Genomic DNA, 13,283 nt, shown 5'->3' with positions numbered 1-13,283 from the left:
GGCGGTCGCCGGAACGGCGACCTGATGGTGGGCGCAGAGGGTTTCGAACCCCCGACCGCTGGTGTGTAAAACCAGAGCTCTACCACTGAGCTATACGCCCGTACTTCCGTCGGCGGACCGACGGTGCGGTTTATGAATCTAGCGCGGCGAGCGCTTTCTCCCAAGCCGCCTGGTCACGGGGCTCTCCGGGGCCGTTCATTTCGGAGAAGCGGATGTAACCGGACTTGTCGACGACGAAGGTGCCGCGGTTGGGGTAGCCGGACTTCTCGTTGAAGACGCCGTAGGACTGGGCGACGGCCCCGTGCGGCCAGAAATCGGAGAGCAGCGGGAAGACGTAGCCCTGCTCGGCCGCCCAGATCTTGTGGGTGGGCGGCGGGCCGACGGAGATCGCGAGGATCTCGGCGGCGTCGTTCTGGAACTTGGGCAGCTCGTCGCGCACCTTGCACAGCTCGCCCTGGCAGATGCCGGTGAAGGCGAGCGGATAGAACACGATGAGCACGTTCTTCGTGCCCCGGAAAGACGAAAGCGTGACGTCCTGGTTGTTCTGATCCTTCAGCGTGAAATCGGGTGCGAGCGCACCGATCTCCAAGGGTCCCTCCAGGGGCATCCGCGAGTCCTCCATCGTGTCGAGTTTCGCCGGGCGGTGTAGCACCGCCCGGCGAAAACCATAGCGAATGGGTCAGCGTTGCCTGTACTCAGCGCTGCTTGGTTGGCGCCTTGGGCTGGACCAGGCGACTGCCTGTCCAGGAACCCAAGCTGATCGCAGAGGTCTGCGTCAGGCCCGCCGTGGGCGCGGCTTCGGCGATCTCGCTCGGATCGACATGGCCAGGTTTTCCGGTCTTGGGGGTGAGGACCCAGATGACGCCGTCGTCGGCCAGCGGGCTGATGACTTCCATCAGCTCGTCGGCCAGATCGCCGTCTCCTTCGCGCCACCAGAGCAAAACGGTATCGACCACCTCATCGGTGTCGTCGTCGACCATTTCACTGCCGATGGCTTCCTCGACGTCGGCCCGCAGGTCGTCGTCGGTGTCCTCGTCCCATCCCAGTTCCTGGACAACCATGCCGTGTGTAATGCCAAGCTTCTGAGCGTAGTTCTGCGCGTCCGCCGCGGCGACCACGGTGGTGTCCTCCTCAACTCCCGAGACAATAAGTAGTTGCAAGCGAACATGGTTATCGCCCCGAGCGCAAGCCGATCGCCCGAATTACTACCGAATGTCGCGGGTGAATCTCGGGCTTTTGGTCGGTTTTCACCGTTTCGGGCAGGAGTCGCGCACCGCGGTGCGTGCGTCGTTGACCTGCTTACTTGCCTCGTTGAGGCCGCCGACGGGCGCGGTGTAGGTCATTTTCCGGGTCTCCTCGGCGAGCAGACGCGCCGCGGAAACGTATGCCGAAAATTTACCGCCAAGATCATCCGGCAGCGCGCCGCCGGCGATGCTGTGCATGCCCGCTTCGACTTTGTTGGCGGCATCGTCGAGGGTCTGCGCGGCGCCGTCGCGCTTGGCCGCGTAGTCGGGGGCGTTCGAATCGTGGGCGTCCACGAAATCGTTGTAGGCCTTGACGCCGACCCCGGTCGTCGTAGGGAACTGCGCGCAATTCTCGGTGACCGCCTGCGCCTGGGCGGCGGCCTGCCGGGAAGACGTCGCCGCGGCCGAGGAGGCCGCTGCCTCGGTCTTATACGCGGCCAGATCGGCGGTGTTCGGATTGGCCACGCCGTCAACCCGATTCGCACAGCCCGCGACGGTCAGGCCTGCGACGACGGCAGTGGCCGCGCATAGCAGTCCGAATCGGCGTGGATCCAGCAGCTTCATCACTCTCCCCGCTCTTGGGTGTCTGGGCGGTATCGATCAGCACAAGCTCGCGCCGGAAAACTACCGGGTAACCCGCTGCGGAGGAAACCGTACTGGATTTCCTGCTGACATGATGACCTGGGACGCGCCTTCGGCAAGGATGGAGGGTGCGCCCGAACCTTACGTAGACGGGTGGTTCGCACACCACAGCGACCCGCTCGGGGATACAGACGCCAACCAGCTTGTCCACCCCCTGTACGAGGAGCAGATTTGACCGACCTGATCCACTCTTCCGCCGCAGCGCAACCCGCTGCGCCGAATACCGACCCCGCCACCGCCGACGGCGCGCCCAAGGCGCACCAGGCGGCGGCCCGGGTTCGGGTGATCCGCGAAGGGGTGGCGTCCTACCTACCGGACATCGACCCGGAGGAGACCAGCGAATGGCTCGAGTCGTTCGATGAGATGCTCGACCGGGAGGGCCCGGGGCGCGCGCGCTACCTGATGCTTCGCATGTTGGAACGGGCCGGCGAACGTCGTGTCGCCATCCCGTCGCTGACGTCCACCGACTATGTCAACACCATCCCCACCGAGAACGAGCCGTGGTTCCCCGGCGACGAGGAGGTGGAGCGGCGCTTCCGCGCCTGGATCCGCTGGAACGCCGCGATCATGGTGCATCGCGCGCAGCGGCCCAGTATCGGCGTGGGCGGCCACATCTCGACCTACGCGTCCTCGGCCGCGCTGTACGAGGTGGGCTTCAACCACTTCTTCCGCGGCAAGGATCACTCCGGCGGCGGTGACTCCATCTACATCCAGGGTCACGCCTCGCCGGGCATCTACGCGCGTGCCTTCCTGGAGGGCCGGCTGTCCACCGACAAGATGGACGGCTTCCGCCAGGAGTACAGCCACGGCGGTCCGGGCCACGGCCTGCCGTCGTACCCGCATCCGCGGCTGCTGAACAACTTCTGGGAGTTCCCGACGGTGTCCATGGGCCTGGGCCCGATGAACGCCATCTATCAGGCCCGGTTCAACCACTACCTCAACGATCGCGGCATCAAGGACACCACCGATCAGCATGTGTGGGCGTTCCTGGGCGACGGTGAGATGGACGAGCCGGAGTCGCGGGGCCTCATCCAGGTGGCCGCCAACGAGGGCCTGGACAATCTGACCTTCGTCATCAACTGCAACCTGCAGCGTCTCGACGGCCCGGTGCGCGGCAACGGCAAGATCATCCAGGAGCTGGAGTCGTTCTTCCGCGGCGCCGGCTGGAACGTCATCAAGGTGATCTGGGGCCGCGAGTGGGACGCCCTGCTGGGCGCGGACCGCGACGGCGCGCTGGTGAATCTGATGAACACCACGCCCGACGGCGATTTCCAGACCTACAAGGCCAACGACGGCGCCTACGTCCGCGATCACTTCTTCGGTCGGGACCCGCGCACCAAGGCGCTGGTGCAGGATCTGTCCGACGACGGCATCTGGAACCTCAAGCGCGGCGGCCACGACTACCGCAAGGTGTACGCGGCCTACGCGGCGGCGATGGCGCACAAGGGCCAGCCGACGGTGATCCTGGCCAAGACCATCAAGGGCTACACCCTCGGTAAGCACTTCGAGGGTCGCAACGCCACGCATCAGATGAAGAAGCTGACGTTGCAGGACCTCAAGGACTTCCGCGATCTGCAGCGCATCCCGATCTCGGACGCCGAGCTGGAGAAGGATCCGTACCTGCCCCCGTACTACCACCCCGGTATGGAGGCGCGGGAGATCCAGTACATGCTGGATCGGCGCAAGACCCTGGGCGGCTTCCTGCCCGAACGCCGGCCTTCGGCAAAGCCTCTGCAACTCCCGGGCGACGAGGCGTACAAGTCGGTGCGCAAGGGCTCGGGCAAGCAGAGCGTCGCCACCACCATGGCGCTGGTCCGCTTGATGAAGGAGCTGCTGCGGGACAAGGAGATCGGCAAGCGGATCGTGCCGATCATCCCCGACGAGGCCCGGACCTTCGGTATGGACTCGTGGTTCCCTTCGTTGAAGATCTACAACCGCAACGGGCAGTTGTATACCTCCGTGGACGCGGAATTGATGCTTGCCTACAAAGAGAGCACCGTCGGGCAGATTCTGCACGAGGGCATCAACGAGGCCGGTTCGACCGCGTCGTTCACCGCGGTGGGCACCTCCTACGCCACCCACGGCGAGCCGATGATCCCGCTCTACATCTTCTATTCGATGTTCGGGTTCCAGCGCACCGGCGACGGCCTGTGGGCCGCCACCGATCAGCTGGCGCGCGGTTTCGTGCTCGGAGCTACCGCCGGGCGAACCACGCTCACCGGTGAGGGCCTGCAGCACAACGACGGCCACTCGCTGCTGCTGGCGTCCACCAATCCGGCGGTCGTCACCTACGATCCGGCCTTCTCCTTCGAGCTGGCCCATATCGTGCGCGACGGCCTGCGCCGGATGTACGGCGGCGGCAAGCCCGAGGCCCTGCCCTACGCGGTGCCGGGCACCGAGCTGCGGGAGCGTCCCGAGACCGACACCTTCGGTGGCGAGGACGTTTTCTACTACATCACCCTCTACAACGAGCCATACCAGCAGCCGTCGGAGCCGGAAGACCTCGACATCGCCGGTCTGCTCAAGGGCCTCTACCTCTACAAGCGTGGTGGCGAGGGTGACGTGCGGGCTCAGATCCTGGTCTCGGGCGTCACGGTGCCCGACGGTCTGCGCGCGCAGGAACTGCTCGCCGCCGACTGGGGTGTGCAGGCCGATGTCTGGTCGGTGACCTCGTGGGGTGAGCTGCGCAAGGAGGCGCTGGGCAAGGAGATCGCCCAGTTGCGTGACCCGAGCGCCGACATCGAGCAGCCGTATGTGACCGAGGCGCTGTCGCGCGTCCAAGGTCCCTACATCGCCGCGACCGACTGGATGCGCGCGGTGCCGGACCAGGTCCGCAAGTGGGTGCCGGGCGATTTCACCACCCTGGGCACCGACGGGTTCGGCTTCTCCGACACCCGCCCGGCCGCGCGTCGCGTGTTCAACGTCGACGCACAGTCGATCGCGGTCGCCGCCCTGGACGGCTTGGCCCGCACGGGTCGGCTGGACCCGGCCAAGGTGGTCGAGGCGGCCGCGAAGTACCGCATCGCCGATGTCGACGCCGCGCCGAAACCGGCCGTGGATTCCGCGGAAGATCTGGCGTAGCGGACTATTAGGAACGTGGACCGTAAACCGCCGCGGCCGAGAAGGATCTCCGAGGGCTCTTCCGAGCACGAGGTGTATCTGCCAACGGGCGCGCTCTCCCCGAACCGGCAAACCCGTGACCCACTCCCGGACACGCTGCTCAAACGTGTGAAGCAGTTCTCCGGACGCCTCTCTACCGAGGCGGTCGGGTCGATGCAGGATCGGTTGCCGTTCTTCGCCGATCTGGACGCCGCCCAGCGGGCCGGCGTCCAGATGCTGGTGCAGACCGCGGTGGTGAACTTCCTGGAGTGGCTACAGGATCCGGATAGCGATATCCGGTTCTCCCTCGATGCCTTCCAGGTGATTCCGCAGGATCTGGCGCGGCGGCTGACGCTGCGGCAGACCGTGGACATGGTCCGGGTGGCCATGGAGTTCTTCGAGCAGTGGCTGCCCGCGCTGGCGCGTAACGACCGCCAGCTGGTGGCGTTGACCGAGGCGGTGCTGCGATACGGGCGAGAGCTCGGCTTCGCGGCCGCTTCGGTGTACGCCAGCGCCGCGGAGTCGCGCGGCGCGTGGGACACCCGCCTGGAGGCCCTGGTGGTGGACGCCGTGGTGCGCGGCGACACCGGCCCCGACATGCTCTCGCGGGCCGCCACCTTGAACTGGGACGCGGCCGCCGCGGCCACGGTGCTCGTCGGTACGCCGCCGGGTGATCAGGGCGTGGGCATGGTGGGCTCGGTGCACACCATCGCGGCCAAGCACGGGCGTTCCGCGCTGGCCGTGGTGCAGGGCGCCCGGCTGGTGATGGTGGTGAGCGGGCATCTCGGCGAGAACGGTTACGCCACGCCCTTTCTCACCGATCTCCTCGGTGAGGTCTTCTCCGACGGCCCGGTCGTCATCGGCCCGACCATGCGCACCCTCGGCGCCGCGCATGCCTCGGCGGTCGAGGCGCTGGCCGGAATGGAGGCCGTGGTGGGCTGGCGCGGAGCGCCGCGTCCGGTGCACGCCACGGAGTTGTTGCCCGAACGCGCCTTGTTGGGTGATCGGGCTGCGGTCGACGCGCTGAACGAGTATCTTGTGGTCCCGTTGGCCGCAGCGGGATCGTCGCTCGCGGACACGCTCGATGCCTATCTGGATTGCGGTGGCGCGGTCGAGACGTGTGCCCGTCAGCTGTACGTCCATCCAAATACGGTGCGGTATCGCCTCAAGCGGATCGGCGAGGTCACGGGTCGCGATCCGATGAATCCGCGGGATGCCTATGTGCTCCGGATCGCGGCAACAGTGGGTCGTTTGACACGAACTCGTAACGAACCGTCTACTTCAGCCCCAGAAACCCCGCATCTACCAGTGGGTCACGAGGGCGTGTAACGCATTCGTGGAGTCGGTCGATCCGGACAACCCACTAGGGCTTTTGTGGGACCCCCACAAAAGCCCTTCCAAACCTTCATTCGCGTCGACATCTCTCGAGACGCACCACACAGTGTTTTCTTAGAGGCGTGATTGCGATGTTCGCCCCTGGACAGGGGTCCCAGACACCCGGCATGCTCGCGCCTTGGCTCGACCTTCCTGGCGCGAACGATCGACTTGCCCTCTGGTCCATGGCCTCCGGCCTGGATCTGGTCCGTCTCGGCACCACCGCGACGGCCGAGGAGATCACCGACACTGCCGTCACCCAGCCGCTGGTGGTTGCCGCCGCGCTGCTGGCGTTCTCCCGTATCGACCAGGACGTGATCCCGGCCGATACCATCGTCGCCGGACATTCGGTCGGCGAGCTCGCCGCCGCCGCGGTCGCCGGAGTCATCTCCTCCGACGCCGCGGTAGCCCTGGCCGCCCTCCGTGGTGCGGAGATGGCCAAGGCGTGCGCGCTCGAGCCGACCGGCATGTCCGCGGTGCTCGGTGGCGACGAGGCCACCGTGCTCGCCCGGCTCGCCGAACTCGATCTGGTTCCGGCCAACCGCAACGCGGCCGGGCAGATCGTGGCCGCGGGCAGGCTCGAGGCACTGGCCGAACTGGCCGCCAACCCGCCGGAGAAGGCGCGTGTGCGGGCCCTGCCCGTCGCGGGTGCTTTCCACACCGAGTTCATGGCTCCGGCCCAGGACGCGGTGGCGAAGGCGATCGCCGAGATCGTCCCCAACGCGCCGGTCCGGACGCTGCTCTCCAATTTCGACGGCAAGCCGGTAACCTCCGGCCAGGACGCGATCGATAAACTCGCGGCCCAGGTCACCCGGCCCGTCCGGTGGGATCTGTGCACCCGAACCGTCCGCGCCGCCGGTGTTTCCGCGGTGTGGGAGTTGCCGCCGGCGGGCACGCTGGTCGGCATCGCGAAGCGGGAACTGAAGGGCACGCCCACACTGGCCCTGAAGACTCCGGAAGACCTCCCCGCGTTGGCGGGGTTCACCACCTCCGGTTAGCTTTCCTCCGGCGACTGCGTGCGAGCGCGCAGTTGTGACCGAGTCGGTGATAACCATCGCCGCGCTCGATACGAAACACACCAAGACCCTGCAATAGGAAACAAGAAGGGAGCCACCCAGTGGCCGCTCTGACCCAGGAACAAATCGTCGAGGAACTCGGCAAGATCATCGAAGAGGTTACGGGTATCGAACCCTCCGAGGTGACCGTCGAGAAGTCTTTCGTCGACGACCTGGACATCGACTCCCTGTCCATGGTGGAGATCGCCGTGCAGACCGAGGACAAGTACGGCGTGAAGATCCCGGACGAGGATCTGGCCAGCCTGAAGACCGTTGGCGACGCCGTCAACTACATCCAGAAGCTCGAGGCGGAGAACAGCGAAGCCGCCGCGGAGCTCAAGGCCAAGTTCGACTCCGAGTAGGGCCGACACTGTGACCACTCCTTCCACCTTGAATGGGAATTTCCCCAACGTCGTCGTCACTAGCCTGGCGGCGACCACGTCGATCGCGGGCGACGTCGATGCGACGTGGAAGGGACTCCTCAACGGCGAGAGCGGCATCGACGTTCTCGAGGATTCCTTCGTCGAGGAATACGGCCTTCCGGTCCGCATCGGCGGACACCTGAAGGTCAACCCGGACACCTTGCTCGACCGGGTCGAGATCCGTCGCATGGCGTATGTCGAACGTCTCGCGATGGTGCTGGGCCGCGAGGTCTGGCGCAACGCGGGCTCCCCGGAGGTCGATCCGGAGCGGCTGGGTGTGGCTATCGGTACCGGACTCGGTGGTGGCGATGCCCTCATCGATTCGGTCGACAAGCTGAAGACCGGTGGCTATCGCAAGATTTCGCCGCTGGCCGTTCAGATGGTCATGCCGAACGGCCCGTCGGCCGTGGTCGGTCTCGAACTGAAGGCCCGGGCAGGAGTGGTCACTCCGGTCTCGGCATGCTCGTCCGGCTCCGAGGCCATCGCCAACGCATGGCGGATGATCGTCATGGGTGACGCGGACATCGTTGTCACCGGTGGCGTCGAGGGCTACATCGACTCGATTCCGATCGCGGCGTTCAGCATGATGCGTGCCATGAGCACCAACAACGACAACCCGAAGGGCGCCTCGCGTCCCTTCGACCGGGATCGTGACGGGTTCGTATTCGGTGAGGCCGGTGCGCTCATGGTCATCGAGACCGAGGAGCACGCCAAGGCACGTGGAGCCACCATCCACGCGCGCCTGCTCGGCGCGGGCATCACCTCCGATGGTTTCCACCTCGTCGCCCCCGATCCCTCGGGCGACGGAGCGGCACGCGCGATGACCCGGGCGATGCAGACCGCTGGTCTGACCAAGAAGGACATCACCCACGTCAACGCGCACGCCACCGCGACGCCGATCGGCGACACCGCCGAGGCGAACGCGATCAGCAAGGCCGTGGGCAACCACGCGTCGGTCTACGCGCCGAAGTCCGCGCTGGGCCATTCGATCGGCGCTGTCGGCGCCCTCGAGTCCGTGCTCACCGTGCTCGCGATCCGCGACGGCATCGTGCCGCCGACTCTGAACCTGGAGAACCAGGATCCGGAGATCGATCTCGATGTGGTGCACGGGGAAGCCCGGCGCCAGGAGATCGAGTACGCGATCAACAATTCCTTCGGTTTCGGTGGGCACAACGTCGCGCTCACCTTCGGTCGCGCATAGGCTGTCGCCGATTCAGCCTGCTCAGGGCCCCTACATGGTTACGCAAGCTACCGCCTCCGGGGCCTGACTTCACAGGCTGGCACGACTGCATATACAACGATCCCCGGTCAGGGTCGGGCACCTCATGTCCGACCCTGACCGGGGATCGCCATAAGCAGCCGCGGCAGCGGCGCACTCTCATTCGAGGAGACAAACGCGATGACGATCATGGCACCCGCGTTGCAACCAGATACCGCGACCGACCCCCGCGATCCGATGGGCCGGCTCCAGCGTTTCTTCGACCCCGGCACCGTGCTGCCGCTGCACCCGCGCGACCGGTCCGGCGTGCTCGCCGCGATCGGTGAGGTCGACGGTGTGCGCACCGTGGCCTACTGCTCGGACGCGACCGTCATGGGTGGCGCGATGGGCGTGGAAGGGTGCAAGCACATCGTCGACGCGATCGACACCGCCATCGATTCCAGCGTTCCCGTCGTCGGCATCTGGCATTCCGGCGGCGCCCGTCTGGCCGAGGGCGTGGAGGCCCTGCACGCGGTCGGCCTGGTCTTCGAGGCCATGGTCCGCGCGTCCGGCCGGGTGCCCCAGCTCTCGGTGGTGCTCGGCTTCGCCGCCGGCGGCGCCGCCTACGGTCCCGCGCTCACCGATCTGGTGATCATGGCGCCCGAGGGCCGGATCTTCGTGACCGGTCCCGATGTGGTGCGCTCGGTGACCGGCGAGAACGTCGACATGGAGACCCTCGGCGGTCCCGTCACCCACGGCAAGAAGTCCGGCGTCTGCCACATCGTGGCCGACAGCGAAACCGATGCCATGCATCGGGCGCGCCGGCTGGTCTCGATGTTCGCCGAGCAGGGCGAGTTCGACCTGGTCGCCGCCGCGCACGGCGATATCGACCTCAAGGCCATGCTGCCGGAGTCGGCCAAGCGCGCCTACGACGTGAAGCCGGTGATCCACGAGCTGCTCGACAACGTCGACGGCGAGAGCACCTTCGAGGAGATCCAGGCCGGGTATGCCCGTTCCATGGTGGTCGGTCTGGGTCGGCTCGGCGGCCGCACCGTCGGCGTGCTGGCCAACAACCCGCTGCGCATGGGCGGCTGCCTGAATTCCGAAAGTGCCGAGAAGGCCGCGCGTTTCGTGCGTCTGTGTGACGCGTTCGGTATCCCGCTGATCGTGGTCACCGACGTCCCGGGTTACCTGCCCGGTGTCGGTCAGGAGTGGGAGGGCGTGGTGCGCCGCGGCGCCAAGCTGCTGCACGCCTTCGCCGAGGCCCGCGTCCCGCGCGTCACCCTGGTGACCCGCAAGATCTACGGCGGCGCCTACATCGCCATGAACGCCCGCTCGCTGGGCGCGACCGCGGTGTACGCCTGGCCCGGGTCCGAGGTGGCCGTCATGGGCGCCAAGGCCGCGGTCGGCATCCTGCACAAGAAGGCGCTGGCCGCCGCGCCCGAGGACGAGCGCGAGGCCCTGCACGAGCGCCTGACCCTCGAGCACGAGCAGATCGCCGGCGGCGTCGACCGCGCGGTCGCGATCGGTGTGGTGGACGAGGTCATCGATCCGGCCAAGACCCGCAGCATCATCGCCGCCGCATTGGCCGCCGCGCCCGCGCGGGCCAGCCACCACAAGAACATTCCGCTGTAACGTGACGTAACGGACTGGGCCCCCGGGGCAAACCCCGGGGCCCAGTCCTTTTGTGCCGCCACCGCCGCTCGGTCTGGGTAGCATCGTCTGCGTGCGCTACGAAGAACTTGCCGAGGAGCCGTGCTCGATCACACGGCCGCTGGTGATCTTCGGTGACCGGTGGACGCTGCTGATCCTGAAGTACTCCTTCTCGGGTATCCGGCGCTTCAACGCTTTCCAGAGCGCGCTCGGCATTTCCCGCGGGCGCCTGCAGGATCGGCTGGACCGGCTGCTCGAGCACGGCATCCTGGTGAAGCAGAAGGCCGCGGTCGGCGTCTACGAGGAGTACCGGCTCACCCCCAAGGGCCACGACATCTACCCGATCCTGATGGCCATCCGGGATTGGGGCGACGCCTACATGGCGCCGGAGGGGCCGCCGGTGCACTACCGGCACCGGGATTGCACCGGCGAGGCCCACATCCGGCTCGAATGTGATTGCTGCGGAAGCGAACTCACCGCGCGCGAGGTCACGCCCGAGCCGGGCCCCGGGCTCTCCGCCCAGGCGGGGTGAGGGCGCTCAGTCGGTGCGCCAGCTGACGACCTCGTCGAGATCGGCGCGGGCGGTGCGAAAGCCGTTCACGGCGTGCTCGCGGTCCGGGTAGCCGAACGAGATGCCCGCCACCACCTTGCGCTGCGCGGGGATCCCGAAGTGGCTGTGCAGGAACGGCGCGTAGGTCGCCAGCGCCGCCTGGGGCGCGGCCCCGAGTCCGAGCGCCTGCGCGCCCAGCAGGAAGTTGCCGATGTAGAGCCCGCAGTCGACGGCGCCGTAGACGCCCAGGTCGTCCTCGGTGGTGATGATCGCGACGTGGGGTGCGTCGAAGAGTTCGAAGTTGCGCACCATCTGCCGCATCGTGCCGGCCTGGTCGCCCTTGACCACACCCACGCTCTCGTACAGCTGTAGCCCGCACGCCTTGCGCCGGTCCCGGTAGGCGCCCGTGTACTGCGCCGGGAAGGGCAGATCGGGTTCCGCGCCCGCGGTCTGGATGTGCTCGAGCAGTTCCTTGCGGAAGCGGTCGGTGCCGGCGCCCTCGGTCACCGTGACCTGCCAGGGCTGGGTGTTGCACCAGGACGGGGTGCGCTGGGCCAGGCGCAGCAGCGCTTCGATGGTGGCGCGGGGGACCGGGTCGGGCCGGAACTGCCGGCAGGTCCAGCGGTCGTCGAGCAGCCGGGCCAGGGTGGTGGCGTCGGCGGTCTGATCGTGGCCGGGCATGGGCCCACCCCTTTGCGTCGACCCGGCGCGGGCCGGGAACTAGTTCTATTTCGAGACCGACCGTAGCAGTTCGGGACTGGATCCGGAACCCTGCTTCGGCTGTCCGGCTTGAGGTTTCGAGCCGTCGATCGCCCGATTTCTCCATTTGCGAGAAATGCGCCTGTGGCCTTATTTCTTTGCAGATAATTGCACCGATGTAATTTCATCGACAGGTCGTTAGGGCAGGGTTATCCTCCCTTTGAATCGAATTACATATTTGTGATTCGGAAGCGGTTCCGGAGTATTTATTTCACTAATTCTCCCTGCTCGTGTCGGCATTTCCACGAAGTTCGACACTGACTGGTGTACGCCCCATATTCCGGAACCCACCTATGACCCACGTGATACAGGGCATCCTGTGTGCTTCGGAGATGCGAAATGCAACGTCAGTATGCAGAAAGGTAGCCAAAACGTTTCCTGGACAAAGTCGGCTTCTGTGTTTGAATGGCCGAGTGCGGAACCAGATTTTCAGCAATTTCTCATTTGCCCACAACAAGGGGACGCGGGCAAAGGCCGGGACCAACTGATCAATGGAGGCATCATGGCCAACAGCGAACGCCGTAAGCCACTCAATGAACCGTTGCATGTAGTCGACAAGGTGGTGGATCGCCCCTACACCGTCGAACGACTGGTCGAGCATCCCGTCGAAAAGGTCGTCGACAAGCCGGTCAAGATGGAGCGAGTGATCGAGCGGTTGGTCGTGGACACCGTGGATCAGGTGGTGGACAAGCCGGCCCGGGTCAGCCGCATGGTCGAGCGGCCCGTGGTCACGGTGACGGACGACGTTCGCGACAAGCCGGTCAAGATCAGCCGCGTGGTCGAGCGGCCGCGCGTCACCGTCACCGATCAGGTGGTGGACAAGCCCGTCTCCGTGAGCCGCCGGGTGGAGAAGCCGATCGTGACGGTGACCGATCAGGTGATCGACAAGCCGGTCAAGGTAACCCGTACGACCGAGAAGCCCGTTGTCACCGTGACCGATCAGGTGATCGACAAGCCGGTCAAGATGACGCGTACGACCGAGAAGCCCGTTGTCACGGTCACCGATCAGGTGGTGGACAAGCCGGTCAAGATGACCCGCCGGATCGAGAAGCCGGTGGTGACCGTGACCGATCAGGTCGTGGACAAGCCGATGACGGTGGGTCGCCGGATCGAGAGGCCGGTCGTGACGGTCACCGATCAGGTCGTGGACAAGCCGGTGAATGTCTCGCGCCGGATCGAGAAGCCGGTCGTCACCGTGACCGATCAGGTCGTGGACAAGCCGATGACGGTGGGTCGCCGGATCGAGAGGCCGGTCGTGACGGTCACCGATCAGGTCGTGGACAAGCC

General features: G+C 66.3%; 11 protein-coding genes, 1 tRNA gene and 1 pseudogene. 8 read left to right on the top strand and 5 right to left on the bottom strand.

The window, feature by feature from the left end; all coding sequences use genetic code 11:
- Positions 1-25 precede the first annotated feature (25 nt).
- The 4 genes from AB0H76_RS29415 to AB0H76_RS29400 all read right to left on the bottom strand — a co-directional run bounded on the left by AB0H76_RS29415 (position 26) and on the right by AB0H76_RS29400 (position 1,808).
- Positions 26-100, bottom strand: a tRNA-Val gene (locus tag AB0H76_RS29415).
- A gap of 30 nt (positions 101-130) precedes the next feature.
- On the bottom strand, positions 131-607 hold the full coding sequence (locus AB0H76_RS29410) for a peroxiredoxin (RefSeq protein WP_357330268.1): 477 nt from the start codon (positions 605-607) through the stop codon (positions 131-133).
- Between the two features lie 88 nt (positions 608-695).
- Positions 696-1,118: a DUF3052 domain-containing protein gene (locus AB0H76_RS29405; protein WP_357330267.1), complete on the bottom strand. Its 423-nt coding sequence runs from the start codon at positions 1,116-1,118 to the stop codon at positions 696-698.
- 129 nt (positions 1,119-1,247) lie between these two features.
- The gene (locus AB0H76_RS29400; RefSeq protein ID WP_357330266.1) at positions 1,248-1,808 is read right to left on the bottom strand and encodes a hypothetical protein; all 561 of its coding nucleotides are present in this window, start codon (positions 1,806-1,808) and stop codon (positions 1,248-1,250) included.
- Positions 1,809-2,168: 360 nt separating this feature from the next.
- Between AB0H76_RS29400 and aceE the strand changes: the two genes are divergently transcribed.
- The 7 genes from aceE to AB0H76_RS29365 all read left to right on the top strand — a co-directional run bounded on the left by aceE (position 2,169) and on the right by AB0H76_RS29365 (position 11,219).
- Complete coding sequence (gene aceE / locus AB0H76_RS29395; RefSeq protein ID WP_357330916.1) at positions 2,169-4,967, top strand: pyruvate dehydrogenase (acetyl-transferring), homodimeric type; 2,799 nt, start codon at positions 2,169-2,171, stop codon at positions 4,965-4,967.
- 72 nt (positions 4,968-5,039) lie between these two features.
- Complete coding sequence (locus tag AB0H76_RS29390; protein ID WP_357330915.1) at positions 5,040-6,314, top strand: helix-turn-helix domain-containing protein; 1,275 nt, start codon at positions 5,040-5,042, stop codon at positions 6,312-6,314.
- Between the two features lie 128 nt (positions 6,315-6,442).
- On the top strand, positions 6,443-7,357 hold the full coding sequence (locus AB0H76_RS29385) for an ACP S-malonyltransferase (protein ID WP_357330265.1): 915 nt from the start codon (positions 6,443-6,445) through the stop codon (positions 7,355-7,357).
- Between the two features lie 119 nt (positions 7,358-7,476).
- Positions 7,477-7,776 (top strand): meromycolate extension acyl carrier protein AcpM, encoded by a 300-nt coding sequence (gene acpM, locus AB0H76_RS29380; RefSeq protein WP_357330264.1) that lies wholly within the window; start codon positions 7,477-7,479, stop codon positions 7,774-7,776.
- A gap of 10 nt (positions 7,777-7,786) precedes the next feature.
- A complete protein-coding gene (locus tag AB0H76_RS29375) occupies positions 7,787-9,037 on the top strand; it encodes a KasA/KasB family beta-ketoacyl-ACP synthase (RefSeq protein WP_357330263.1) in 1,251 nt (416 codons plus the stop codon).
- Positions 9,038-9,235: 198 nt separating this feature from the next.
- A complete protein-coding gene (locus tag AB0H76_RS29370; RefSeq protein ID WP_357330262.1) occupies positions 9,236-10,669 on the top strand; it encodes a carboxyl transferase domain-containing protein in 1,434 nt (477 codons plus the stop codon).
- A gap of 91 nt (positions 10,670-10,760) precedes the next feature.
- The gene (locus AB0H76_RS29365; protein WP_357330261.1) at positions 10,761-11,219 is read left to right on the top strand and encodes a helix-turn-helix domain-containing protein; all 459 of its coding nucleotides are present in this window, start codon (positions 10,761-10,763) and stop codon (positions 11,217-11,219) included.
- A 6-nt stretch (positions 11,220-11,225) separates the two neighbouring features.
- Here the strand turns inward: AB0H76_RS29365 and AB0H76_RS29360 are convergent, their stop codons facing one another.
- Complete coding sequence (locus AB0H76_RS29360) at positions 11,226-11,918, bottom strand: nitroreductase (RefSeq protein ID WP_357330260.1); 693 nt, start codon at positions 11,916-11,918, stop codon at positions 11,226-11,228.
- 430 nt (positions 11,919-12,348) lie between these two features.
- On the opposite strand from AB0H76_RS29360, the pseudogene AB0H76_RS29355 reads away from it, so the two are divergent.
- Positions 12,349-13,283, top strand: a pseudogene (locus AB0H76_RS29355) (hypothetical protein); the annotation flags it as partial.

Origin of the sequence: Nocardia sp. NPDC050712 (genome assembly GCF_040654295.1) — a bacterium.
In the GTDB taxonomy this organism is placed as follows: Bacteria; Actinomycetota; Actinomycetes; order Mycobacteriales; family Mycobacteriaceae; genus Nocardia.
Note: the sequence above shows the minus strand (reverse complement) of the source record. Positions and strands in the feature narration are given on the sequence as shown.